The 25,165-nt window shown below is 74.5% G+C and carries 18 protein-coding genes and 1 pseudogene; 14 read left to right on the top strand and 5 right to left on the bottom strand.

From position 1 onward, the window contains the following. Window positions 1-103 precede the first annotated feature (103 nt). Both ACWGH1_RS01195 and ACWGH1_RS01190 read left to right on the top strand, forming a co-directional pair. Complete coding sequence (locus ACWGH1_RS01195; RefSeq protein ID WP_329193030.1) at window positions 104-1,306, top strand: glycine C-acetyltransferase; 1,203 nt, start codon at window positions 104-106, stop codon at window positions 1,304-1,306. Window positions 1,307-1,369: 63 nt separating this feature from the next. Further along, a complete protein-coding gene (locus ACWGH1_RS01190; RefSeq protein WP_453353986.1) occupies window positions 1,370-2,284 on the top strand; it encodes a LysR substrate-binding domain-containing protein in 915 nt (304 codons plus the stop codon). A 1,116-nt stretch (window positions 2,285-3,400) separates the two neighbouring features. Here ACWGH1_RS01190 and ACWGH1_RS01185 read toward each other — a convergent pair. Continuing rightward, complete coding sequence (locus ACWGH1_RS01185; RefSeq protein WP_453357543.1) at window positions 3,401-4,180, bottom strand: DeoR/GlpR family DNA-binding transcription regulator; 780 nt, start codon at window positions 4,178-4,180, stop codon at window positions 3,401-3,403. 161 nt (window positions 4,181-4,341) lie between these two features. On the opposite strand from ACWGH1_RS01185, the gene ACWGH1_RS01180 reads away from it, so the two are divergent. From ACWGH1_RS01180 to ACWGH1_RS01170, 3 genes are all read left to right on the top strand, one after another. Next, entirely contained in the window at window positions 4,342-5,244 is a 903-nt protein-coding gene (locus tag ACWGH1_RS01180; protein ID WP_453408313.1) for an SIS domain-containing protein, read from the top strand. Next, the gene (locus ACWGH1_RS01175) at window positions 5,241-6,077 is read left to right on the top strand and encodes a class II fructose-bisphosphate aldolase (protein WP_453355481.1); all 837 of its coding nucleotides are present in this window, start codon (window positions 5,241-5,243) and stop codon (window positions 6,075-6,077) included. Before ACWGH1_RS01180 ends, ACWGH1_RS01175 begins: the two co-directional genes overlap by 4 nt. 93 nt (window positions 6,078-6,170) lie before the next feature. Then, the gene (locus ACWGH1_RS01170) at window positions 6,171-7,361 is read left to right on the top strand and encodes an acyl-CoA dehydrogenase family protein (RefSeq protein ID WP_453355482.1); all 1,191 of its coding nucleotides are present in this window, start codon (window positions 6,171-6,173) and stop codon (window positions 7,359-7,361) included. On the opposite strand, the pseudogene ACWGH1_RS01165 reads toward ACWGH1_RS01170, so the two are convergent. Next, window positions 7,358-7,495: pseudogene (locus tag ACWGH1_RS01165) on the bottom strand (IS481 family transposase); the annotation flags it as partial. The gene ACWGH1_RS01170 and the pseudogene ACWGH1_RS01165 overlap by 4 nt on opposite strands. Window positions 7,496-7,811: 316 nt before the next feature. Between ACWGH1_RS01165 and ACWGH1_RS01160 the strand changes: the two are divergent. The 5 genes from ACWGH1_RS01160 to ACWGH1_RS01140 all read left to right on the top strand — a co-directional run bounded on the left by ACWGH1_RS01160 (window position 7,812) and on the right by ACWGH1_RS01140 (window position 15,810). Next, on the top strand, window positions 7,812-9,662 hold the full coding sequence (locus ACWGH1_RS01160; protein ID WP_453355483.1) for a glycoside hydrolase family 15 protein: 1,851 nt from the start codon (window positions 7,812-7,814) through the stop codon (window positions 9,660-9,662). Beyond that, the gene (locus tag ACWGH1_RS01155; RefSeq protein ID WP_453408312.1) at window positions 9,659-11,089 is read left to right on the top strand and encodes a chloride channel protein; all 1,431 of its coding nucleotides are present in this window, start codon (window positions 9,659-9,661) and stop codon (window positions 11,087-11,089) included. Before ACWGH1_RS01160 ends, ACWGH1_RS01155 begins: the two co-directional genes overlap by 4 nt. Window positions 11,090-11,224: 135 nt before the next feature. After that, window positions 11,225-12,148, top strand: coding sequence for an oxygenase MpaB family protein (locus ACWGH1_RS01150; protein WP_453357586.1), 924 nt, complete (start codon window positions 11,225-11,227; stop codon window positions 12,146-12,148). Window positions 12,149-12,175: 27 nt separating this feature from the next. Beyond that, window positions 12,176-14,239 (top strand): protein kinase domain-containing protein, encoded by a 2,064-nt coding sequence (locus tag ACWGH1_RS01145; RefSeq protein ID WP_453408311.1) that lies wholly within the window; start codon window positions 12,176-12,178, stop codon window positions 14,237-14,239. After that, window positions 14,236-15,810, top strand: coding sequence for a phytoene desaturase family protein (locus tag ACWGH1_RS01140; RefSeq protein WP_453353388.1), 1,575 nt, complete (start codon window positions 14,236-14,238; stop codon window positions 15,808-15,810). Before ACWGH1_RS01145 ends, ACWGH1_RS01140 begins: the two co-directional genes overlap by 4 nt. Window positions 15,811-15,814: 4 nt before the next feature. On the opposite strand, the gene ACWGH1_RS01135 is transcribed toward ACWGH1_RS01140, so the two are convergent. Continuing rightward, entirely contained in the window at window positions 15,815-16,270 is a 456-nt protein-coding gene (locus ACWGH1_RS01135; RefSeq protein WP_453353387.1) for a nitroreductase family deazaflavin-dependent oxidoreductase, read from the bottom strand. 167 nt (window positions 16,271-16,437) lie between these two features. Here ACWGH1_RS01135 and ACWGH1_RS01130 point away from each other — a divergent pair, with 167 nt between their 5' ends. Then, complete coding sequence (locus ACWGH1_RS01130) at window positions 16,438-16,695, top strand: hypothetical protein (RefSeq protein WP_453353386.1); 258 nt, start codon at window positions 16,438-16,440, stop codon at window positions 16,693-16,695. Window positions 16,696-16,702: 7 nt separating this feature from the next. Here the strand turns inward: ACWGH1_RS01130 and ACWGH1_RS01125 are convergent, their stop codons facing one another. After that, window positions 16,703-18,667, bottom strand: a complete 1,965-nt coding sequence (locus ACWGH1_RS01125; RefSeq protein ID WP_453353385.1) for a serine hydrolase — start codon at window positions 18,665-18,667, stop codon at window positions 16,703-16,705. A gap of 146 nt (window positions 18,668-18,813) precedes the next feature. On the opposite strand from ACWGH1_RS01125, the gene ACWGH1_RS01120 reads away from it, so the two are divergent. From ACWGH1_RS01120 to ACWGH1_RS01110, 3 genes are read left to right on the top strand one after another with little or no spacing between them, the layout of a single operon-like run. Then, window positions 18,814-19,932 (top strand): nitronate monooxygenase, encoded by a 1,119-nt coding sequence (locus ACWGH1_RS01120; RefSeq protein ID WP_453353384.1) that lies wholly within the window; start codon window positions 18,814-18,816, stop codon window positions 19,930-19,932. 5 nt (window positions 19,933-19,937) lie between these two features. Beyond that, the gene (locus tag ACWGH1_RS01115; RefSeq protein WP_453353383.1) at window positions 19,938-21,485 is read left to right on the top strand and encodes an acyl-CoA synthetase; all 1,548 of its coding nucleotides are present in this window, start codon (window positions 19,938-19,940) and stop codon (window positions 21,483-21,485) included. A gap of 35 nt (window positions 21,486-21,520) precedes the next feature. Next, window positions 21,521-22,636: a calcium:proton antiporter gene (locus ACWGH1_RS01110; RefSeq protein ID WP_453353382.1), complete on the top strand. Its 1,116-nt coding sequence runs from the start codon at window positions 21,521-21,523 to the stop codon at window positions 22,634-22,636. A 50-nt stretch (window positions 22,637-22,686) separates the two neighbouring features. Here ACWGH1_RS01110 and ACWGH1_RS01105 read toward each other — a convergent pair whose 3' ends face one another. Then, entirely contained in the window at window positions 22,687-25,119 is a 2,433-nt protein-coding gene (locus ACWGH1_RS01105) for a penicillin acylase family protein (RefSeq protein WP_453408310.1), read from the bottom strand. Between the last annotated feature and the right edge of the window lie 46 nt (window positions 25,120-25,165).

The following is a 25,165-nucleotide window of genomic DNA, read 5'->3' as shown; positions in this document are numbered from 1 at the left end:
GGTGTCCCCGGACCATCCCCCTCCGGCCCGGTCCTGCACCCGCCCGCCCCGCGGGGCCCGGCCCCCCTCCCTCCGCCGACCAGGAGAAAGAGAGCACCACCCCATGTTCGAGACCGTCCGCGCCGACCTGCGCACCACCCTCGACGAGATCCGGTCCGCCGGTCTGCACAAGCCCGAGCGCGTCATCGGCACCCCGCAGAGCGCGTCCGTCGCCGTCACCTCCGGCGGCTCCGCCGGGGAGGTCCTGAACTTCTGCGCCAACAACTACCTCGGGCTCGCCGACCACCCCGAGGTGGTCGCCGCCGCCAAGGACGCGCTGGACCGCTGGGGCTACGGCATGGCCTCGGTCCGCTTCATCTGCGGCACCCAGGAGGTGCACAAGGAACTGGAGGCCCGCCTCTCGGCGTTCCTCGGCCAGGAGGACACGATCCTCTACTCCTCCTGCTTCGACGCCAACGGCGGCGTCTTCGAGACCCTGCTCGGTGCCGAGGACGCGGTGATCTCCGACGCCCTCAACCACGCCTCGATCATCGACGGCATCCGCCTCTCCAAGGCCCGCCGCTACCGTTACGCGAACCGCGACCTCGCGGAGCTGGAGACCCGGCTCAAGGACACCCAGGACGCCCGGCGCCGCCTGATCGTCACCGACGGCGTCTTCTCGATGGACGGCTACGTCGCCCCGCTCGCCGAGATCTGCGACCTGGCCGAGCGCTACGACGCCATGGTCATGGTGGACGACTCGCACGCCGTCGGCTTCGTCGGCCCCGGCGGCCGGGGCACCCCGGAGCTGCACGGCGTCATGGACCGCGTCGACATCATCACCGGCACCCTCGGCAAGGCCCTCGGCGGCGCCTCCGGCGGCTACGTCGCGGCCCGCGCCGAGATCGTGGAACTGCTGCGCCAGCGCTCGCGCCCGTACCTCTTCTCCAACTCCCTCGCCCCGGTCATCGCGGCCGCCTCCCTCAAGGTCCTGGACCTGCTGGAGTCCGCGGGCGACCTGCGCGAGCAGCTCGCCGCCAACACCGAACTGTTCCGTACGAAGATGACCGCGGCCGGGTTCGAGGTACTGCCCGGGGACCACGCCATCGCCCCCGTGATGATCGGCGACGCGGCGGAGGCGGCGCGCATGGCCGAACTCCTGCTGGAGCGCGGCGTGTACGTGATCGGCTTCTCCTACCCGGTGGTGCCGATGGGCGCGGCCCGCATCCGCGTCCAGCTGTCGGCCGCCCACTCGACGGCGGACGTCGAGCGCGCGGTGGCCGCCTTCGTCGACGCCCGCGCGGCGCTGGCGACCGCCGGGGCCTGAGGCCCCGGCCGGGGGCTGCGGCGGGCGGGGCCCGAGGCGGCTGGGGCCTGAGACAATGGCGGGGTGATCGACCCCCGCCGGCTGCGTGTCCTGCGGGCCGTGGCGGACCACCGTACGGTGACCGCCGCGGCCGCAGCCCTGTACCTGACCCCCTCCGCCGTCTCGCAGCAGCTCGCGGCACTGGAGCAGGAGACCGGGCACGCCCTGCTGACCCGCAGCGGCCGGGGCGTCCGCCTCACCGCCGCCGGGGAGATCCTCCTCCGCCACACCCACGAGGTGCTGGCCCAGCTGGAGCGCGCGGAAGCCGAACTGGCCGCCTACGCGGGCGGTTCGGCGGGCGAGGTCACGGTGGCCGCCTTCGCCACCGGCATCGCCGAGGTACTGGCGCCGGCCATCGCCCGGCTGGCCGCGGACCACCCGGGCATCCGGTTGCGGGTGCGCGACGCGGAGGGCGACCAGAGCCTGCCGCTGCTGCTGGACGGCGAGGCGGACCTGGCCCTGGCGGTGGAGTACCGGGGCGCCCCCGGCGCGGACGACGGCAGGCTGTCCGTGCTCCCGCTGTACGCGGAGCCCTTCGACGCGGTCCTGCCGGTGGGGCACCCGCTGGCCGGCCTGCCCGCCGTGTCGCTCGCGGAACTGTCCGACTCGGACTGGGTGGGCCAGTACCCCGGCAACCCGTGCCACGACGTGACGCTGCTCGCCTGCGAACTGGCCGGGTTCCAGCCCCGCTTCGCGCACTCCTCCGACGACTTCCGCGCCGTGACGGCCCTGGTGGGGGCGGGCGCGGGCGTCGCCCTGGTCCCGCGCTCCGCGCTGCGCGGCATGGACCTCAAGGAGGTCCAGGTCCGCCCGGTCGCCGGCCCGGCCGCCACCCGCCGCGTCTTCGCGGCCACCCGCCGGGGCGCGGAAACCCATCCCTTGATCGCCCCGGTCCTGGCCGCCCTGTCCCGCGAGGCGGAACGCGTCCCGACCCACTGACCGCAGCCCCGGCGGATGCCCCGCCGCCGGGCCCGTCCCGGCCAGGTCCGCGTCCGGAAGGCCTGGCGGCCCTTCCCCACCTGCCCCGGCCCGCTGGGGGTCCGGGGCGGTTCCCGCGGCTGGGAGGGAGCCGCGCCCGGGGGCCTGTTACCGCGGGTCCGCGATGGCCGCCTGCGCGGCCGCTGCACCCAACCGCCCCCTCGAACGCGCGCTGCCGCCCGGACCGGCCAGGCAGCGGCGCCGCGGCCGGCCCGGCTGCCCCTAACCGCCGGTCCGAGTGGGCTGCGTGCGCGTCCGTGGGGCCCGCCCGTCCCCTCTACCGCGCGCGCCATCGACCGGACCGGCCAGGCGGCGGTGTCCGGGCGATCCGCGGCAGTCTCCCCGGCTGGGGCGCGCCGGCCGGGCCTGTTACCGCGGGTCCGCGATGGCCGCCTGCGCGGCCGCTGGGGCCGCCCGTCCCCGGACCTCGGGCGGCGGCGTCCATCCGGCTGCGCGTCGGCGCCGCGGCCGGCCCGGCCGGTTGCCCTCAACCGCCGGTCCGCGACGCCCACGTGCCCGGCCGTGGGGCCTGGCGGGCGTCCCCACCCGCCACCTGGACCGCTCGCGCCGCGGATCGGGCCGGCCAGCGTCGGAGTCCAGGGAGCCCGGCAGCCCCCCGCAGGGAGCCCGTTGCTGCGGGTCCGCAGCGGCCACGTGCGGGGCCGCTGGGCATACCAGGCAGCGGCGTCCATCCGGCTGCGCGTCGGCGCCGCGGCCGGCCCGGCTGCCCCTAACCGCCGGTCCGTCACGGTCGCGCCGGCCGCCGGCTCGTCGGGGGCCGCCGGGTCCAGGGGCACTGCGCGTGCGCGCCGTGCGCGTTCGGGCCGCCGGCCGGGCCGGTCAGCCGGCGGCGGCCGGGAGGAGCCGCGGGGGCTCCGGGGGATGCCCCGTCTGCCTGGGCTCCGGGCGCCGCCATCCGCCGCCCACCAGCGCGGTCACGCCGGCCCAGGCTGCTCGGCTCCGCCCGTTGCTGGGGGCCGCCGCTCGCGCGATCGAGGCTCGGCCGCCGACCGGTATCGGCAGCGCGGAGTACGCGGCCCGCCCCGGCCGGGCCGGCGCCGGTATCCCGGCCCCGCCTCAGACCCGGCGGACCTCCACGCCCGCCGCGGTGAACGCCTCAGCGACCGGTTCCGGCAGGCCCGTGTCCGTCACCAGGACGTCCACGGCATCGGTCGCGCAGATGCGGGCGAAGGCGCGTACGCCCAGCTTGCTGGAATCCGCCGCGATCACCACCCGCCGGGCCCGCTCGCACAGCAGCCGGTTCATCGCGGCCTCGTCCTCGTGCCGGGTGGCCGCGCCGTCCGCCGGGTCGAAGGCGTCGACGCCCACGACGGCGGTGTCCATGCTGAGCTGCCCCAGCACCTGCTGCGCCAGCGGGCCGGTGAGTTCGTACGACTGCGGCCGGGCCACCCCGCCCGTCAGCACGATCTTGAACTGCGGGCGGATCACCAGCTCGCCCGCGATGTTGAGGGCATTGGTGACCACGGTCAGGGCCGGCGAGCCGGTGGCGAGGTCCGGGCGGGCGGCGAGGGCCCGGGCGACCTCGGTGGTCGTCGTCCCGCCCGTCAGCCCGATCACCTCGCCGGGGGCGATGAGCGCCGCCACCGCCTCGCTGATCCGGCCCTTCTCGGCGGCCCGGCGGGAGGTGCGGTAGCGGAGCGGCAGTTCGTACGAGACCCCGTGCGGAACGGCGCCACCGCGCGTACGGACCAGCATCTGCTGCTCGGCCAGCTGGTCGAGGTCGCGCCGGATGGTCGCGGCGGACACACCGAGGACCTCGGCGGCCGGCTCCACCTCCAGCCCGCCCCGCTCCACCAGCAGATCCAGCAGTCTCTGCCAGCGTTCCTTGCGGGTCATGGCCCCACTCCCACTTTCCCGGCCCGTCCTTCGGCCCTCGGCCCTCGGCTTGAGATTAACCCAGACGATCGTCCGGCAGATGCTTGAAGTTGCGTGAAACAGCCCGATACCGTGCAGGAACACGCAACCGCAACCGGACGGCACAGCCCCAGGGAGCCCGTATGAGTCATGTCGCGCACGAACTGGCCACGCAGCCCGCGTGCTGGGAGCGGGCCGCCGAACTGGCCCCCGCGCGCCGGACGGTGCTGCCGCAGCCGGGGGAGCGGACCGCGATCGTCGGCTGCGGGACCTCGTACTACATGGCCCAGGCGGCCGCCGCCCTGCGGGAGGAGGCCGGACAGGGCGAGACCGACGCCTTCCCCGCCTCGGAGTTCCCCCGCCACCGGCGCTACGACCGGGTGGTGGCGCTGACCCGGTCCGGGACGACCACCGAGGTGCTCGACCTGCTGGCCGGCCTGCGGGACGCCGGGGTGGCGACCACCGCCGTCATCGGCGACCCGGCCACCCCCGCGACGTCCCTCGCGGACGAACTCGTCGTACTGGACTTCGCCGACGAACGGTCCGTCGTACAGACCCGGTTCGCCACCACGGCCCTGACGCTGCTGCGCGCGCACCTCGGCGCGCACGGCCCGGCCGTCGTCGCGGACGCCCGCACCGCGCTCGCCGAACCCCTGCCCGAAGGCCTGGAGGACCGGGGGCAGTTCACCTTCCTCGGGCGCGGATGGAGCGTCGGCCTGGCGAACGAGGCCGCGCTCAAGATGCGCGAGGCGTCGCTCTCCTGGGCCGAGTCCTACCCGGCGATGGAATACCGGCACGGACCGATCAGCGTCACCGGGCCCGGAACCGTCACCTGGTCCCTGGGCGGGACCCCCGAGGGGCTCGCCGAGCAGGTCCTGGCGACCGGCGCCGAGTGGGTCGCCGGGCGGCTCGACCCCCTCGCCGAGCTGGTACGGGTCCACCGGCTGGCCCTCGCCGTCGCCGCCCACCGGGGCCTCGACCCGGACGCGCCCCGGCACCTGACCCGGTCCGTGATCCTTGCGGCGGGCGAGGAGGCGGTCCGATGAGCCTCGTACCGGCGGGCGCGCTCGTGACGGAGGCGGCCGCAGCGGGCCGCGCCGTCGCCGCCTTCAACATCATCACGCTGGAGCACGCCGAGGCGGTCATCGAGGGCGCCGAGCGGATCGGTCTGCCGGTCATCCTGCAACTGAGCGAGAACGCGGTGAAGTTCCGGTCCGGCCGGCTGCTCCCCATCGCCCGGGCGGCCTGCGCGTGCGCCGAGGCGGCGGGCGTGCCGGTGGGGCTGCACCTCGACCACGTGAAGAGTTCCGAGCTGCTGCGGCAGGCCGTCGACGCGGGCTTCGGGTCGGTGATGTACGACGCGGCGCACCTGCCCTACGCCGAGAACCTGGAGGCCACCCGTTCCGCCGCCGACTGGGCCCACGCCAACGGCCTGTGGATCGAGGCGGAGCTCGGGGAGGTCGGCGGCAAGAACGGCGCCGCGCCGCTGGATCCGCACGCGCCGGGCGCCCGTACCGATCCGGACGAGGCGCGGCGGTTCGTCGCCGACTCGGGGGTGGACGCGCTGGCCGTCGCCATCGGCAGCAGCCACGCCATGACCAGCCGGACGGCCTCCCTGGACCACGGGCTGCTGGCCCGCCTGGCCAAGGCGGTGGAGGTCCCGCTCGTCCTCCACGGCTCGTCGGGGCTCCCGGACGCCGAACTCGCGGCGGCCGTCGCGGGTGGCATCCGCAAGGTCAACATCGGTACCGCGCTGAACGTGGCCATGACCGGAGCCATCCGCGCCCACCTCACCCCGGCGGATCCCCGCCCGTACCTGACGGCCGCCCGCGCCGCGATGGCGGCGACCGCCGCGGCGATGATCGCCGTCCTCGGCTGACCCCGTCCCGTCCGCCGCCGCCCTTCCGGATTCTTGTAACAGGTTCTACTCTGCCTCCGCCGACGGACGGACCGCGAGAGACCCGGAGGGGCCGTGCACCTCGAATACACGCCTGAGCAGGAGCGGTTGCGCAGCGAGCTGCGCGCCTACTTCGCCGAGCTGGTCCCGCAGGACGTCTACGCCCGCTACCAGGACCCCGCCGCCCAGAAGCGCTTCTACCGCGAGACCATCCGCCGCCTCGGGGCCGATGGCTGGCTCGGGGTCGGCTGGCCCGAGGAGTACGGCGGGCGCGGGATGTCGCCCATGGACCAGTTCATCTTCTTCGACGAGGCGGCGCAGGCCGTCGTGCCGCTGCCGCTGATGGCGCTGAACACCGTCGGGCCGACGCTCATGCAGTTCGGCACGGACGAGCAGAAGGCGTACTTCCTGCCCCGCATCCTCTCCGGCGAGATCGACTTCGCCATCGGCTACAGCGAACCCGACGCCGGCACCGACCTCGCCGCGCTCACGTGCAAGGCGGTACGGGAAGGCGACGAGGAGACCGGCACGTACGTGGTCAACGGCCAGAAGATCTGGACCACCAACGGCGACACGGCCGACTGGGTCTGGCTCGCGGTCCGCACCGACCCGGACGCTCCGGCCCACAAGGGCATCAGCATGCTCCTGGTGCCGACCTCCGACCCGGGCTACTCGTGCACCCTGATCAACACCCTCGCCTCGCACGACACCACGGCCAGCTACTACGAGAACATCCGGGTCCCGGCGAGCCGGCGCGTCGGCCGGGAGAACCAGGGGTGGCGGCTGATCACCAACCAGCTCAACCACGAACGCGTCACCCTCGCCGCCCACGGCACGATGGCCATCCGGGCCCTGCACGACGTCCAGCGCTGGGCGGCGGAGACCAGACTGGCCGACGGCCGCCGGGTCATCGACCTCTCCTGGGTCCGCGGCCGCCTCGCCCGCACCCACGCCCGGCTCGACGCGATGAAGCTCCTCAACTGGCAGATGGTGGGCGCCGTCCAGTCCGGCACGCTCACCCCCCAGGACGCCTCCGCCGTCAAGGTCTACGGCTCGGAAGCCCGCCGGGACGCCTACGCCTGGCTGATGGAGGTGGTCGGCGCGGCCGGCTCCCTCAAGGACGGCTCGGCGGGCGCGGTCCTGCACGGCGAACTCGAACGCGGCTACCGCAGCGCCGTGATCTTCACCTTCGGCGGCGGCAACAACGAGATCCAGCGCGAGATCATCTCCTGGATCGGCCTCGGCATGCCCCGCGTCCGCCGCTAGGTGTATTGATCCGCAACGTTGTTCACACGGCTGATCGGGGGCTTGCCTGCGAGTGCGGTGTGGCAGCGGTGGTGGTCGTAGGCGTGGAGGAAGTCTGTCAGGGCTTCGGTGCGCTCAGCGTTCGAGGTACAGGGCGGCGGCGCGGCGCCGTGGTGTCCGGCCTGTACGCGCTGGTCGACCAGGAGCCGTCGGGGACGGGCGGCCCGGAAGCCCGTGACCGCGGCGGCGCACGGGGCCGCCGCCCCCCGCCCGCCTGCGTGGCGATCACGGCGCGGGGACGGGAGAATGGGTCTGCCGGAGGCCACGTCCGTCGGGGGACCCCACATCCGAGGCCACCACGTCAAGGGGACCGGCCATGAAGGACGCGAGGCGGTCCGCTCGTACGGGCGCGCGACCCCGACCACGGGCGGTGTCGGCGCGGGCTGCGGGGCGGTCCTGGGAGGCGGTCGCATGACGCGCCCGTACCCGCCGATCGCCGGACACGGCCTGATCGGCGACCTGCAGACCTGTGCCCTCGTTTCATCCGAGGGCGTGCTGGACTGGTTCTGCTCTCCCCGTTTCGACTCTCCCAGCGTCTTCGCCGGGCTGCTCGACCACGACCGCGGCGGGTACTTCGCCATCACCGCGCAGCCCCCGGACGACGCCGGCCCGGCCGGCGGGGAGGGCGTCGTCACCCGCCAGCTCTACCTCGCCGACACCGCCGTCCTGATCACCCGCTTCCTCACCCCCGAAGGAGTCGGTGAGGTGGTCGACTTCATGCCCGTCCGCGAAGGGCCGACCCCCACCGACCGGCACCAGGTGGTGCGGGTCATGCGCGTGGTACGCGGCTCGATGCGCTTCGCCCTGGCGTGCCGGCCGCGCTTCGACTACGGCCGTGCGCACCACGCCCTGACCCTGGACGGCCGGGCCGCACGTTTCGACGGGCCCGGCATCACCGCCCACCTGCAGGCCGTCGGCCCGGTGCCGCTACGGGCCGACGGTGACGACGTGCGCGCGACGGTGGCACTGGCGGCGGGCGAACGCGCGGCCGCCGTCCTGACTGTGTGTGACGCCGGAGGCGAGGCCCCACCGCCGGTGGACGCGCTGGACGTGACACGGGAGTTCACCGACCTGAACCGCTTCTGGCACCGGTGGACCGGGCGCTGCCGCTACCGCGGCCGCTGGCAGCAGATCGTCAACCGCTCCGCGATCACCCTCAAGCTCCTGACGTACGGGCCGACGGGCGCCCCCATCGCCGCGGCGACCATGGGGCTGCCCGAGCAGGAGGGCGGGGAGCGCAACTGGGACTACCGGTACACCTGGGTCCGGGACGCCTCCCTCGCCGTCCGGGTCATGCGCGACCTCGGGTTCACCGAGGAGGCGAACGCCTTCCGCGGCTGGCTCGCCGACCGGTTCCGGGACGGCGGAGCACCCGGCGGCGAGCCACTGCAGATCATGTACCGCGTCGACGGTGACCCGCACCTGCCGGAGGAGGTCCTCGGGCACCTGACGGGCTGGCGCGGCTCCGCCCCCGTACGCGCGGGCAACGGCGCCGTCGGCCAACTGCAGCTCGACATCTACGGCGAGGCGGTCTACGCCCTCGCCCAGACGGGCCGGACCCCCGACGTGGTCGGCTACGACGACTGGCGGAGCTCCGCCACCCTGCTCGACTGGCTCTGTGACCACTGGGACCGTCCCGACGACGGCATCTGGGAAACCCGCGGCGGCAGCAAGGACTTCACCTACAGCCGCCTCATGTGCTGGGTGGCCCTGGACCGCGGCGTCCGCCAGGCCGTGGCCACCGGCCGCCCGGCCGGCGTGCGGCGCTGGACCGCCGTCCGTGACGCCATCCACGGCCAGATCATGACCCGGGGCTGGAGCGAGGAGCGCCAGGCGTTCGTCCAGCACTACGACAGCACTGTCCTGGACGCCTCGCTGCTGATGATGCCGCTGGTCGGCTTCATCCCGCCGAAGGATCCGCGCTGGCTGTCCACCCTGGACGCCATGGACCGGGAACTCGTCTCGGACAGCCTCGTCCACCGCTACGACCCCGACGCCTCACCGGACGGTCTCAGGGGCTCCGAGGGCACGTTCTCGCTCTGCTCCTTCCTCTACGTGTACGCCCTCGCCCGGGCCGGACGGGTCGAACAGGCCCGGTACGCCTTCGACAAGATGCTCACCTACGCCAACCACGTCGGCCTGTTCGCCGAGGAGATCGGGCCCACCGGCGAGCAACTGGGCAACTTCCCGCAGGCGTTCACCCACCTCGCGCTGGTCACCGCAGCCCTCGCGCTCGACGCCGAACTGGACGGGGAGCCATGACGGAACCGATGGAACCGGAGGAACCGAAGGGACCCGGAGGGCCGCGGGCAGCGGTGCCACGGCCGGACGGGGCCGCCGAGGCCGGCCAGCCGCGGGAGGCGGACCTGTTGCGCACCATCCTGCGCTCTCCCGGCTACCTCAGAGCCCTCGCCTTCTCCGCCTTCGTCGGCATCCCGGTGTCCCTGGTCGCGTTCTGGTTCCTCGCCGGGCTCCACGCACTCGAACACGCCGTGTGGGTGTCGCTCCCGCACGCCTTGGGCGAAGGCGGGCCCCCGTGGTGGTGGCCCCTGCTCCTGCTGCCGGTGGCCGGGTTCCTCGTCGGTGTGGTCGTCACCCGCCTCCCCGGGGCCGGCGGCCACGTCCCCGCGGCCGGGCTGGCCACCGGCGGCACCAGGCCGGCCGCACTGCCCGGCGTACTGACCGCGGCGGCGGTGGGCCTGCCGCTCGGCGCCGTGCTGGGGCCGGAAGCACCCCTGATCGCACTGGGCGGCGGCCTCGCCCTGCTCCTGCGGGACCTCACACGGGCCCCGACGAGTGCGCTGACCACCGCGTTGCTGGGCTCGGCCGGCGCGGCGGCCGCCATCGCGGCGATCTTCGGCAACCCGCTGGTCGCCGCCGTCCTGCTGATCGAGGTGACGGGCGTGGGCGGGCCACGGCTGTTCGCGGTCATGCTCCCCGCGCTGCTCTCCAGCGGCATCGGCTCCCTGGTCTTCACCGGCTTCGGGCGCTGGACCGGCCTGGGCACGGGCAAACTCGGCCTCAAAGTGTCCGGGGCGGACCCGCGCCTGGACGCGGCGGACGTGCTCTGGGCCGTGGTCATCGCCCTCGGCTGCGCCCTCCTGATGCGGCCGGTGCAGTTCGCGGCGCGCCGGGTCGCCGTGTTCGTCTCGCGGGGCACCGTGCCGCGCACGGCGCTCTGCGCGCTGGGCGCCGGCGCCTGTGCCGCGCTCTACGCCCTGATCACCGGCCGTTCCTCGGCGGAGGCCGCGCTGTCCGGTCAGTCGACGCTGGCCCAGCTGGCCGCCGATCCGCACGCCTGGGGAGTCGGCGCGCTGGTCGCGGTCCTGCTGTTCAAGGGCGCCGCCTACGCCCTGTGCCTGGGCAGCCTGCGCGGCGGCCCCATCTTCCCGGCGCTGTTCCTGGGGGCCGCGGCCGGCGTTCTGGCGTCACCCCTGCCGGGCCTGGGCGTGGTGCCCGCCATCGCGGCGGGCATGGCCGCCACCACGGTCGCCGTCCTGCGGCTGCCGGTCAGCAGCGTGGTGCTGGTGATCCTGCTGCTGGGCAGTTCCGCCGTGATGCCCGTGGCGATCATCGCCGCCGTGATCGCCTTCGTCGTCACCGAATTGCTGCCGGAGCTCCCTTCCCTGCCGCCGCCCGCGCCCGGGCCCGGCGCGGCCGCCGACGCCCGGGCGGCCCGGGCGCCTTGACGGCGGCCGGGCCGCCCGCGGCAGAGGGGTGCCACGGGAATTCCCGCTCGATCCGGTACTGCCGGCCGGCCCGTACGTCGCTACGCTGGACGACGCGCAGTCGGCCACGCCCGCACGGCAGCAGGAGGTACCGGGATGGCACCTACGGCGGCACACCAGGGGCAGGGGCCCGATCCCGGGCTGTACGGACCCGGGTCCGTGACGTGGCAGTGCCACGGGGACCCGGTGATGTGGATCGCCGGGGTCCGTGCGCTCTACCTCCAGGCCCTGCACCCCCGGGCCGTCCGCGGCGTCATGGAGAACAGCGCCGCGTTCGGGGACAAAGGGGGCCGCGCGGAGGCCTGGGGGCGGCTGCTGCGCACCGCGGACTTCGTCGGCACCCTCACCTACGGCACCACCGCCGCCGCCGAGCAGGCCGGCGCCCGCGTCCGGGCCGTCCACCGCAAGCTGTCCGCGACCGACCCCGCCACCGGCCGCCGGTTCCCCGTCGACGACCCCGCCCTGCTGCTCTGGGTGCACTGCGCGCAGATCGACAGCTTCCTGCACGTCCTGCGCCGCTCCGGCGTCCCCCTCACCCCCGCCCAGGCCGACCGCTACGTGGACGAGAACCGGGTCAACGCCCGCCTCGTCGGCCTCGACCCCAGGGGCGTGCCCGCCGATACGGCCGCTCTCGCCGGCTACTTCGAGACGGTCCGCCCCGACCTCGCCGCCGGGGCCGACGCGCTCGCCGTGGACGACTTCCTGCGCTCCCCGCCCGTCCCCGGATACCTCGTCCCTGGCCGAAACCTGCTGTGGCGGCCGCTCGCCGCCCTCGCGTACGGTTCCCTCCCGGACCACGCGCACCGGCTGTACGGCAGACCCGCTCCCGACCCGCGGGACGTCACCCGCCGCTTGCGCCTCACAGGACGCCTGTTGCGCACCATCCCCGCAGGTCTGCGCTGGCAGCTGCCGCCAGGTCACATCTTGAAAGCGATGCGCCGCATGGGCCCCGGGAGTCGCCCCTCGGCGTACACACTGCGTACATCAGCGGCCATACTGGACCGTCCGGGGAGGGCGTAGCACAACACACGGGGGCGGCTTCAAGACATGGCGGAGTCCAGACTGATCCAGGGCCGGTACCGGTCGCTCGATCTGATCGGGCGCGGCGGCATGGGCGAGGTATGGCGGGCCCGGGACGAATCGCTGGGCCGCCAGGTCGCCGTGAAGTGCCTCAAGCCCCTCGGGCCCGAGCAGGACAACCACTTCACCCAGGTGCTGCGCGAGCGCTTCCGCCGCGAGGCCCGCGTGGCCGCCGCGCTCCAGCACCGCGGCGTCACGGTGGTCCACGACTTCGGCGACGACAGCGCGGCCGGCGGTCCCCTCTACCTCGTCATGGAACTCCTGGACGGCCGCAACCTCAGCCAGCTCCTGGAGGACAACGAGTCGCGTCCGCTCCCCGTGGACGTCGTCGTGGACATCGCCGAGCAGATGGCAGCCGCGCTCGGATACACCCACGACCAGGGCGTCGTCCACCGCGACCTCAAGCCCGCGAACATCATGCGGCTCACCGACGGCACCGTGAAGATCTGCGACTTCGGCATCGCCCGCCTCGCCCACGACATCGGCTTCACCGCCAAGCTCACCGGCGGCGGCATGGCCATGGGCACCCCGCACTACATGTCGCCCGAGCAGATCGCGGGCGGCGAGGTCGACCACCGCAGCGACCTCTACTCCCTCGGCTGCGTCCTGTACGAGATCGCCACCGGCGCCCCGCCCTTCGACCTCGGCGACTCCTGGTCCGTCCTGGTCGGTCACCGCGACAACGCGCCCGTACCGCCCCGCGAGCACCGCCCCGAGCTGCCGGAGTACTTCGACCGGCTGGTCCTCGAACTGCTCGCCAAGCGGCCCGAGGACCGCCCCGGCGACGCCCGGCACCTGCACCGGCGGCTCGTGGAGCACCGGCTCGGCCCCGGCGGGCTGCCCGGCGCCCAGCCGCCGCTGCCCGAATGGGCCCGGGGGATGACCGCCGGCCGCAAGGCCGGCACCGACGCCCGTCCCGCGAGCGGGGAATGGGCCGTGCTCACCGGTTCCTGGACCGCCGCCCGGCCCGGCGTGACCCGGCCGATCGAGCGGCCCGACGCCGCCACCGACCCCCGGCTCACCCTCGCCGTCGGGCTGACCCGCGCCGAGGCTCCCGGCGGGCCGGGGCATCCCGACGCGCTGGACGCCGCCCACTCCCGTGCGTACGCCCTCAGCCGCGCCGGCCGGTCCGAGGAGGCGCTGGCCGCCTACGCCGCCGTGGCCCGGGGGCGGGCCAGCGTGCTGGGTCCCGACCACGGCGACACCCTCGCGGCCCGCCAGCAGGAGGCGTACGAACTGGGCCGTCTCGGGCGCCACCGCGAGGCCTGCGAGACCTACGCCGCGGTGGCCGCCGCCCGTTCCCGCACCGTGGGCCCCCGCCACCCCGACACCCTGCGCTGCCGCCACGGCCTCGCCTGCGCGCTCGGTGCCCTCGGCCGCCACGAGGACGCCCACCGCACCGCCGCCGAGGTCGCGGCGGACCGCGCAGCCGTGCTCGGCGCCGAACACCCCGACACGCTCCTGACCCGGTACGAGGTCGCGTACGCGCTCGGCCGCCTCGGTCGCTGGGACGAGGCGCTGGCCGGCTTCCGGCAGGTCGCCGCCGTCCGTGAACGGGTCCTCGGCCGCGACCACCCCGACGCCCTCGCCGCCCGCTACGAAACCGGGGTCGCGCTGGGCCGCACCGGGCGCGCCGCCGAAGCCCTCGGCCTGTTCCGCGCCCTGGTGCGCGACCGCACCCGCGCCTACGGGGCCGCCGACCCGGAGACCCTGCGCGCCCGGCACGTCCTCGGCGTGAACCTGGGCCGGCTGGACCGCTGGGAGGAGGCGGTGGCCGAGGCCCGCGAGGTGGAGCGGGCGCGGGCCGAGGTGCTGGGCGCCGAGCACCCGGACACGCTGGTCAGCCGCCGCGAACTCGCCGTCGGCCTGGGCCGCCTCGGCCGCTGGCACGAAGCGCTGCCGCTCTACCGGGAACTCTCCGGCATCCGCGAACGGTCCCTCGGCGAAGGGCATCCCGACACGGTGCTGGCCCACGCCGACGAGGCGCACTGTCTGGAGCGGCTCGGCCAGGTGTGCTACCAAGAGCCATGACGACGACCTCGGCGCCCTTCGGGCAGGCGGCCTACGACGTGGTGATCGTGGGCGGCGGGCACAACGGTCTGGTGGCCGCCGCGTACCTGGCCCGCGCGGGCAGGTCCGTAGTGGTCCTCGAACGGCTCGGCCACACCGGCGGCGCCGCCGTCTCCACCCGCCCCTTCGCGGGCGTGGACGCCAGGCTGTCGCGCTACTCCTACCTGGTCTCCCTCCTCCCCGCGAAGATCGTGCGCGATCTCGGCCTGGACTTCGCGGTACGCGGGCGCACGGTCTCCTCGTACACGCCCGTCGAGCGCGCCGGCCGCCCGGGCGGACTGCTCATCGGCGGCTCCGAGGCCCGTACGCGGGAGTCCTTCGCCCGCCTCACCGGCTCCGACCGCGAGTACGAGAACTGGCGCGCCTTCTACGCGACGACGGGCCGGCTCGCCCGGAAGGTGTTCCCCACCCTCACCGAGCCGCTCCCCACCCGCAGGGAACTACGGGCCCGGATCGACGACGAGGCCGCCTGGCGGATGCTGTTCGAGGAGCCACTGGGCCGGGCCGTGGAACGGTGCTTCTCCGACGACCTGGTGCGCGGCGTGGTGCTGACGGACGGCCTGATCGGCACCTTCGCCGACGCCCACGACGCCTCCCTCGCGCAGAACCGCTGCTTCCTCTACCACGTCATCGGCGGCGGCACGGGTGACTGGAACGTCCCGGTCGGCGGCATGGGCGCGCTGACCGACGCCCTGGCGCAGGCCGCGCGGACGGCGGGAGCCGAGATCCTCACCGGGCACGAGGCACTGCGCATCGATACGGACGGCGACGCGCCCGCGGAGGTGACGTTCCGGACGGCGACCGGGGAGGGCGCCGTCGCCGGCCGCACGGTGCTGGTGAATGCCTCGCCGCGGGCCCTGGCGGAACTGCTCGGCGAAGCCCCGGCACCCCGGCCCGAAGGCGCCCAGCTCAAGGTCAACATGCTGCTGCGGCGGCTGCCCCGGCTCCGCGACACCTCCGTGGACCCCCGCGAGGCGTTCGGCGGAACCTTCCACATCGCCGAGGGGTACGAGCAGCTCGCGCGGGCCCACGCCGAGGCCGCGACCGGTGAACTGCCCTCCGTACCGCCCTCGGAGATCTACTGCCACTCGCTGACGGACCCCTCGATCCTCGGACCCGAACTCGTCGCGCGCGGCTACCAGACCCTGACCCTGTTCGGCCTGCACACCCCGGCCCGGCTGTTCGAGAAGGACAACCAGGGGGCGCGGGAGGTGCTGCTGGCGGGCACCCTCGCCCAGCTCGACGCGCACCTCGCCGAGCCCCTCACCGAATGCCTCGCCCTCGACGCGGACGGCCGGCCCTGCATCGAGGCCAAGACCCCGCTCGACCTGGACCGCGAACTGCGCCTGCCCGGCGGCCACATCTTCCACCGCGACCTGTCCTGGCCGTACGAAGACGGTCAGGACACCGGCAGGTGGGGCGTCGGTACCCGGCACCCGAACGTACTGCTGTGCGGGGCGGGCGCGGTGCGCGGCGGCGGGGTGAGCGGGGTTCCCGGTCACAACGCCGCCATGGCGGTCCTCGGACGCTGAGCCGTCAGCCGACCTGGCCGGTCGGCTCGATGACCACGATCGGGATCTCGCGGTCCGTCTTGGTCTGGTACTCGTCGTAGTCGGGCCATTGCCCGACCATCACGGGCCAGTACTTGGCCCGTTCCTCGGGGTTCGCCGTGCGGGCGGTGCCCTGGAGGATCTTCGGGCCCACCTGGACGCGGACTTCGGGGTGCTCGGACAAGTTCTTGTACCAGAGCGGGTGGTCGGCGGCGCCGCCCTTGGACGCCACGATGAGGTAGCGGCCGTCGGCCTCGCCGTAGATGAGCGGTGTGCGCACCGGCCGGCCGGACTTGCGGCCGAGGGTGGTCAGCAGCAGCGTCTGGGTGTTGTTCCAGAACTGGCCCTCGCGGCCGTTCGTCTCGACGTACTTCCGCAGGTGGTCGAGCTGCCAGGTGCCGGGTTTGGGGTCGGTCGGGTTGTCCCAGTCGACGGTGGTCATCGGGGTGCCTGCCTTCGCGTCGAACGATCAACGAACCTCAATCAACCACACAACGCCCCGCGGCACGGCGTTCATTCCGGCCGGACGTGGCCCGGACGGGTGAACCCCGCCCCGTCCGGCCCTCCGTCGGAGGGTGGGCGTGGCCGGAGCTGCCGGGCGCGCCCGACTTGCCCGACCGGCCCGGTGGGGCACCGCGCGGCCTGCTGCCGGCCGGGCCCCCGGCGCGGACGGCCGATCTCGCCGCGCACCGGGACCGCGCGGAGCCGCTGCTGCCGGGTCTGCGGCAGCCCTTCGCCCGGCACGCGGCGGTCCCGGACGGCTGGATCCGGACCTTCCGGGAGTTCGAGGGGCTGCTGCGGGACTGGGACGAGCTCGTCGCGGGGGCCCGCCGTAGGGGCTGGGGCCTGATCGGCTTACCCCTCTGAGCGCGGCTCAGTCGGCCGACCGGGTCCAGCCCGTGGCCTCCAGGCGGGCGAAGTCGGCCGGGCGGTCCTCGGCGAAGAGGAGCCGGGCCGGTTCGGCGACGCGGATGACGTCGACGTAGACGCCGCGCCCCACGTAACGGCCGGTGGCGGCGTGGCGGAAGCGCAGGCGGACCTCCCGGCCCGCCCAGGAGGGGAGGGGCGCCTCGAGGCGGTGCCAGATGCGGCCCGACCAGCCGTCGGCGCGGCCCTGGGGCCACGGTTCGGGGGCGCCGCCGGTGGAGCGCACGGTGCTGAAGGGCAGCGGCTCCCACGTCCGCCCGTCGGCGGAGGCCTCCAGGTGGAAGGCCCCCTCGCCCGGCACGGTGTCCCACCACAGGGCGCAGCGCAGCCGGGCGGCCGCGGTGGCGGGGGTCAGCGGGGGGAGGGTGAGGGTGCCCGAGCCGCCCGGGGTGATGCCGGAGAACCAGGCGGGGCCGCCGTGCCTGGTGCGGACGGGGACGGCCCGGGCGAAGCGGTTGCCCGCGGCGACCCGGGGCGCGCTGCCGGCCCGCCAGGTCCGCACGGGGTGCACCGAGTTGCCGAGCAGGATCAGGAAGGAGTCGGTGGAGGGGTCCAGGACCAGGGAGGTGCCCGTGAAGCCGGTGTGACCCGCGGAGTGCGGCGTGGCCATGGCGCCCATGTACCAGTGCTGGTAGAGCTCGAAGCCCAGGCCGTGGTCGTCGCCGGGGAAGGCGGTGTTGAAGTCGGTGAAGAGCAGCTCGACGGAGGCGGGGCGCAGGATGCGCTTCCCGGCGTAGACCCCGCCGTCGAGCAGGGCGCGGGCGAGGACGGCCAGGTCCCAGGCGGTGCCGAAGACGCCCGCGTGCCCGGCGACGCCGCCGAGGGCGTACGCGTTCTCGTCGTGGACCTCGCCCCACACCAGGCCGCGGTCCAGGCCGGACCAGGGCGGACGCTGTACCTCGGTGGCGGCGGTGCTCCGGCGCCAGGAAAGCGGTGGCCGGTAACGCGTGCGGTGCATCCCGAGCGGAGCGGTGATCTCCTCGCGGAGCAGGGTGTCCAGAGTGCGATCGGTGATCCGTTCCAGGAGCAGCTGGAGCGCGATGAGGTTCAGGTCGGAGTACCGGTACACGGTCCCCGGAGTGTCCTGCGGTCGCACCGACCACAGCAGCCGCAGCCGGCCCTCGCGGGTGGACTCCTGGTAGAAGGGCGCCCACGAACGCAGCCCCGAGGTGTGCGTGAGCAGCTGACGGACCGTGACCAGTTCCTTGCCGCCCCCGGTGAACTCCGGCAGGTACCGGTCCACCGGAGCCTCCAGCTCCAGCCGCCCCCGCTCCATCTGCTGCACGGCCAGCAGCGAGGTGAACAGCTTCGTGAGCGAGGCCAGGTCGAAGACGGTGTCCTCGGCCATCGCGATCCGTTCGGCCGCGGGGAACTCCCGGGCCCGGTCGGCTCGGCCGTCGTAGTCCGCGTACCGGACCGCGTCGCCCATGGCCCGGTGGAGCGCGACGGTGCGGCCGCGCCCGGCGAGCACGACGGCCCCGGCGTAGTACGGGTGTTCGGGGGAGGGGCCGAGGAAACGCCGGGCCTCCTCCGCCACCCCTTCGAGGTGCTTCTCCAGCAGCCCGGCCTGGCGGGCGGACCCGTAGCGCAGTTTCAGCCCCTGGAGGGCGCGCCGCTCGGCCGGGTTGCCGCGGGCGCCCGCCGCGCCGGGGAGGGCGGCCTGGAGGACGAGTACGCCGCCGAGCGCGAGCAGCCGCGCCCCGAGCCGCCTCCGGCTCAGCCCCCCGTCCCCACCCGCGGCGCCCCGCCCCCGCCCGGTCCCGGCGCCCGGGTCGGCGCCCGCGCCTGCCGGTACGCGGTTCGCGGCCGCCCCCTCGGCGTGGGTACCGGCCGGGTCGGGACCCGGTTTCGCGCCCGCCGGGGCGGAGCCCGCCCGGCCGTTGACCCCGACCGCCCCCGTGAACTCGTACATGACCGGTCCTCCCGTCCGCCGTCACGCCTTACCGCAGTATCTGCCCGCGCGGCCCGCACCTCCCGCACCGGCCGGCCCGCAAAGAATCTGACGCTGCATCAGAAAACCTCTTCCCTCGACCGGCGCGCTGCGGCATCCTCACGCCCATGGAGACGGAGCTGAGCAAGAAACTGGGAGTCGAGCACGCCATCTTCGGCTTCACGCCCTTCCCGGCGGTCGCCGCCGCCATCACCCGCGCGGGCGGCTTCGGCGTACTCGGCGCAGTCCGCTACACCGCGCCCGACGACCTCAAACGCGACCTCGACTGGATGCAGGAACACACCGACGGCAAGCCCTACGGCCTCGACGTCGTCATGCCCGCCAAGAAGGCGGTTGACGGCATCGGCGAGGCCGAGATCGAGGCGATGATCCCCGCCGGACACCGTGCCTTCGTCCGCGACACCCTCGCCAAGCACCACGTGCCCGAGCTCGCCGAGGGCGAGGCATCCGGCTGGCGGATCACCGGCTGGATGGAACAGGTCGCCCGCGACCAGCTCGACGTCGCCTTCGGCTACCCCATCAAACTCCTCGCGAACGCGCTCGGTTCCCCGCCCGCCGACGTCGTCCGCCGCGCACACGAGCACGGCGTCCTCGTCGCCGCCCTCGCAGGCAGCGCCAAACACGCCCGCCGCCACGCCGAGGCCGGCATCGACGTCGTGGTCGCACAGGGCTACGAGGCCGGCGGCCACACCGGCGACATCGCCACGATGGTGCTGGTCCCCGAGATCGCCGAAGCCGTCACCCCCCTCCCCGTCCTCGCCGCCGGCGGCATCGGCAGCGGCGAACAGATCGCCGCCGGCCTGGCCCTCGGCGCGCAGGGCGTCTGGCTCGGCTCCCTCTGGCTCACCACCACCGAAGCCGACCTGCACTCCCGCGCCCTCACCGCGAAACTCCTCGCCGCCGGCTCCGGCGACACCGTCCGCTCCCGCGCCCTCACCGGCAAGCCCGCCCGCCAGCTGCGCACCGAGTGGACCGACGCCTGGGACGACCCGGACGGCCCCGGCGCGCTCCCCATGCCGCTCCAGGGCCTGCTGGTCGCCGAGGCCGTGTCGCGGATTCAGAAGTACGAGGTCCAGCCGCTGCTCGGCACCCCCGTCGGCCAGATTGTCGGCCGGATGAACAGCGAACGCAGCGTCCAGGCCGTCTTCGACGAGCTGACCGGCGGCTTCGAGAAGGCCATCGACCGAATCAACCGCATCGCCGGCCGCCGGACCCGAGAGGCGTGAACAGCATGACCGACACCAACGGCTTCTGGGCCCAGGCCACCGCCGAGCCCGACCGCGCCGTAATAACCACTCCCGACGGCGAACAGTGGAGCGCGGGCCGGCTGCATGCGGACGTCAACCGGCTCGTCCACGGGCTGCGCGCCGCCGGGATGGAGAAGGGCGACTCCTTCGCCGTCGTCCTGCCCAACGGCGTCGAATTCCTCACCGCCTACCTCGCCGCGTCCCAGGCCGGTTTCTACCTCGTCCCGGTCAACCACCACCTCGTCGGCCCCGAGATCGCCTGGATCGTCGCCGACTCCGGCGCCCAGGTGCTCATCGCGCACGAGCGCTTCGCCGAGGCCGCCACGGCGGCGGCCGACGAAGCCGGCCTGCCCGTGAGCCACCGCTACGCCGTCGGAACGGTGGCCGGTTTCCACCCGTACGAGGACCTCCTCGCGGGACACCCCGGCACGCCCCCCGCCGACCGCACCCTCGGCTGGGTGATGAACTACACCTCCGGCACCACCGGCCGGCCGCGCGGCATCCGCCGCCCGCTGCCCGGCAAGCTCCCCGAGGAGACGTACCTCGGCGGTTTCCTCGGCATCTTCGGCATCCGGCCCTTCGACGACAACGTCCACCTCGTCTGCTCACCGCTCTACCACACCGCGGTCCTCCAGTTCGCGGGCGCCTCGCTGCACATGGGGCACCCGCTGGTGCTCATGGACAAGTGGACCCCCGCCGAGATGCTGCGCCTGATCGACCGGCACGCCTGCACCCACACCCACATGGTGCCGACCCAGTTCCACCGCCTCCTCGCGCTCCCGCAGGAGACGAAGGACGCCTACGACGTCAGCTCCATGCGGCACGCCATCCACGGCGCCGCCCCCTGCCCGGACCACGTCAAGCGGGCGATGATCGACTGGTGGGGCGGCTGCGTCGAGGAGTACTACGCCGCCAGCGAGGGCGGGGGCGCCTTCGCCACCGCCGAGGACTGGCTGAAGAAGCCGGGAACCGTCGGCAAGGCCTGGCCGATCAGCGAACTGGCCATCTTCGACGACGACGGCAACCGGCTGCCGCCCGGCGAACTCGGCACCGTCTACATCAAGATGAACACCGGCGGTTTCAGCTACCACAAGGACGAGGGCAAGACCCGTAAGAACCGCATCGGCGACTTCTTCACGGTCGGCGACCTCGGCCTGTTGGACGAGGAGGGCTACCTGTTCCTCCGGGACCGCAAGATCGACATGATCATCTCGGGCGGGGTCAACATCTATCCGGCCGAGATCGAGTCCGCGCTCCTCACCCATCCGGCGGTCGCGGACGCCGCCGCCTTCGGCATTCCGCACAGCGACTGGGGCGAGGAGGTCAAGGCCGTCATCGAGCCCGCCGAGGGCTTCGAGGCGGGCGACGCCCTCGCCGCCGAGATCCTGCACCACTGCGAGCGGCAGCTGGCCGCCTACAAGCGCCCCAAGACGGTCGACTTCATCGAGACGATGCCCCGCGACCCCAACGGCAAGCTCTACAAGCGACGGCTGCGCGATCCGTACTGGGAAGGGCACGAGCGCGCCATGTGACGCACCGGGGCAACGGTTCTGGCAAGTTGGCCGACATGAGTACGGCACCGCACAGAACGCCCCTGACCGACTGGACCGTCCTGGTCCCCGTGGTGGCCCTCGCCGCGCTCGTCCTGAGCTGGGGACGCGACCTGCCCGCCGTCGCGGTCGCCCTGGTCGCCCTCTGCCTGGCGGGCGCGGTCCTGGCGGCCGTGCACCACGCCGAGGTGGTGGCCCTCCGGGTCGGCGAACCCTTCGGCTCCCTCGTCCTCGCCGTCGCCGTCACCATCATCGAGGTGGCCCTGATCGTCACCCTGATGGCCGGCGGCGGCGAGAAGACCGCCTCGCTGGCCCGGGACACCGTCTTCGCCGCCGTCATGATCACCTGCAACGGCATCGTGGGCGTGTCCCTGCTGGTCGGTGCGCTGCGCAACCGGGTGGCCGTCTTCAACGCCGAGGGCTCGGGTGCGGCGCTCGCCACCGTCGCGACCCTCGCCGTACTCAGCCTCGTGCTGCCCACGTTCACCACCTCGAAGCCCGGCCCGGAGTTCTCCAGTGCCCAGCTGACCTTCGCCGCCTGTGCCTCCCTCGCGCTCTACGCCCTGTTCGTCGCCGTCCAGACGGTCCGTCACCGGGACTACTTCCTCCCCGTGGACACGCAGGGCAGCGCCTCGGGAGCGGTGGCCGGGGACGAGGCCCACGCCGTGCCGCCGAGCGTCCGTGCCACCCTGGTCAGCCTCGGTCTGCTGCTGGTCGCCCTCGTCGCGGTGGTGGGCAACGCCAAGGCCGTCTCGCCGACCATCGAGCGGGGCGTCGCCGACGCCGGGCTGCCGCACGCGGTCGTCGGTGTGATCATCGCTCTGCTGGTGCTGGCTCCGGAGACCCTGGCGGCCGTCCGCGCCGCCCGCCGGGACCGGGTGCAGACCAGCCTGAACCTTGCCTACGGCTCGGCCATCGCCAGCATCGGCCTGACCATCCCGGCCATCGCGCTGGCCTCGGTCTGGCTCTCCGGACCGCTGCTGCTCGGCCTCGGCCCGGTCCACATGGTGCTGCTGGCGCTGACGGTGGTGGTCAGCGCCCTGACGATCGTGCCGGGGCGGGCGACGCTGCTCCAGGGCGGGGTACACATCGTGCTGCTGGCCGCGTACCTGTTCCTCGCGGTGAGCCCGTGAGCCCCTGAGCCCCTGAGCCCCTGAGCCCGATGGGCCCCTGCGCCCGTGCGTCAGCGCCGCCGCTCGTGCGGCCGTACGATCTCCAGCCGCGGCGAGGAGAGGATGTCCCGCTCGCAGAACCGCGAGGTGACCCAGCGCTCCCGCGAGAACAGCATGGTCTGGTCCGCGTAGTACGGCGACCGCGGGTCCGCCGACTGGCTGTACGTCAGCAGGGTGCGCGCCACCGGGCAGCGGCTGCCGTCCCAGCCCACCGCCTGGATGTGGCTGGAGCCGTGCACCACCTCCGGGTAACCCCCGGCGGCCGCGTTCCACGGCGCCTCGATCTTGTTCCAGACGCCCAGCGCCTCCGTGCCCCCGCCCACCGGCAGCTTCCGGCCCGCGCGCACCACGAACTGGTGCTCCCCGAGCGGCGCGTCCAGGGCGATCCCGGCCGCCCGCAGCTCCGCGACGGCGTCCGCGAGCGCCCGCCCCACTCCGGGCGCCGCCCGGTTCAGCGTCCGGGGCGTGCCGACCGGGTCGGCCGGGGAGAACGGCACCAGCCACAGGTCCTTGGCCGCCGTGCCCGCCGTCAGCCTCCGCCAGAAGCGGTCGAACAGCAGGGCGCCCCGGCTGGAGCCGTCGGCCCGGTGGTCCCAGCCGGCCAGCACCGGGCACGCCGCCGAGACGTCCACCGCCGTGCCGTCGCTGCCGTTCGCGGTGCCACCGGGCAGCGCGGCGCACACCCCGGCCGCGTCGGCGGCGGCCAGGTCGCCGGCCGGGACCCGGTTCGCGTACTGCTGCGCCTGGAGGTCGGCCACCGTCAGCCGGCCCCTGGCGGCCATCGCCGAGACGTCCTCGACCGCGCCCCGGGTGCGCAGGGACCGCGGGGTGCCGACCGTGCCCCAGATCCGCTCGTACCCGGTCAGCGGACGGTCCGCGTTGGCCAGCCACGCACTGTCGTTGGAGTTCTCGGCGTACGGGGCGTCCCGCAGCGTCGGCGCGCTGCCCGGGCCGAACACGCCCGGCTGTACGGCGTCGGGGTCCGAGCCGGGCGCGCAGTCGCCCCGCGCGCCGTCCAGCACCGCGAGCCCGGAGGCGGGGTACGTGGCCCTGCCGAGCGGGGTCGAGCAGCGCGCGGCGAGCTCGTCGGTGATCCGGGGGAGCACCTGGGACTGGGTGAAGAGGGTGTGGCCGGCCGAGTCGGCGGCGACGGTGTTGACCCAGGGCAGGCCCTGGGTGCGGGCGAGGGCGTCCCGCAGCCCGGCCACCGAGCGCGCCCTGCCGAGGGCGAGGGCGGTGTCGGAGCCGCGCAGGTTCAGGGCGTTGGGGTCGTTCAGCACGTACGCCGCGGCGGAGGTCCAGGGCAGCGGCAGGCCGGGGCCGAGGGCGGTCACGACCGGCCCGAACCGGGTCCACCACTGGCTGCGCACGACCGGTGCCCCGCCCGCCACCGGGACGCCGACCTTGCGCTCCGTCATCCGCTCCGGCTTTCCGTCGACCAGGTAGACGGTCGGGTCGGCGGGGTCGAGGGTCAGCTGGTGCAGGTTGACGGGGGTGCCGGTGGCGACCGTATGGCTCCAGGCCACCCTCTCGTTGAAGCCGATGTTCACCACGGCGCTGCCGAGCAGCGAGGCGCCGGAAACGTTCAGTTCGCCCGGGATGGTCTGCTGCGACTGCCAGAACCGGCGGCCGCCCTGCCACGGGTAGTGGGGGTTGCCGAGCAGCAGTCCGGTGCCGTTCGCCGTGGTCGAGCCGGCGAAGGCCACCGCGTTGGAGCCCATGTCGTAGCGGCCCGGGTCGAAGAACTGCCGGGCGGCTTCGGCGGCCGCCGCGGGATCGATGCCCGCGGATCCGGCGCGGGCTGCGGCCGATGCCGGCGGCTGCGCGGCCGTGATCCCGTCGATGCCGCGCCCCTGGCCCGCGAGCACCGAGACGGCGAAGCCGTGCGCGGCCACGTCGAGTGCGGTGACGGGGTGGACCCAGGCGGCGCCCTTGCAGGCCGGGTCGGTGATCTCGTGCTGCGCCAGCCAGGCGTTGTACCCGGCCGCCCAGCCCCGCATCAGTTCCTTGACGTCCTTGCCCGGCCCGCCGGGCGCGGGGGTGGCGAGCAGCCTCTCGATCGTCCCGGACTCGCGGACGCCCTTGAAGTAGAGGTCGCTGGAGAGGTTCGCGGTGGCCGAGGAGAGCGAACCGTCGGGCGCCGCGTCGGGGCCGAACCAGCGCGAGCGCTCCCCGGCGACGGTCAGGAACCCGTCGGCGAGCACGCACACCTGGTCGGCGGCCTGCGCCCAGCCGGTGCCGAACCCGAGGTCCGCGTAGTCCCGGGCCACGATGTGCGGAATGCCGTTCTCGGTGTACCGGATGACGGCGGACAGCCCGCCGTCGGACGGGGCCGACCCGTCGGCGGCGGCCGCCGGGGACTGCGGAACGGCCGCCGCGGCGGTGAGCAGCGCGGCGCCGGAGAGCGCGAGGCGGCGCAGGAGCGGGCGGGTGCCGACCTGCAAGGTGCCTCCCAGGTGGCTGCCGGTGGGCTTGCGCGTCCGTGCGGCG

The sequence above is a fragment of the Streptomyces sp. NPDC054883 genome (assembly GCF_053610645.1).
Note: the sequence above shows the minus strand (reverse complement) of the source record. Positions and strands in the feature narration are given on the sequence as shown.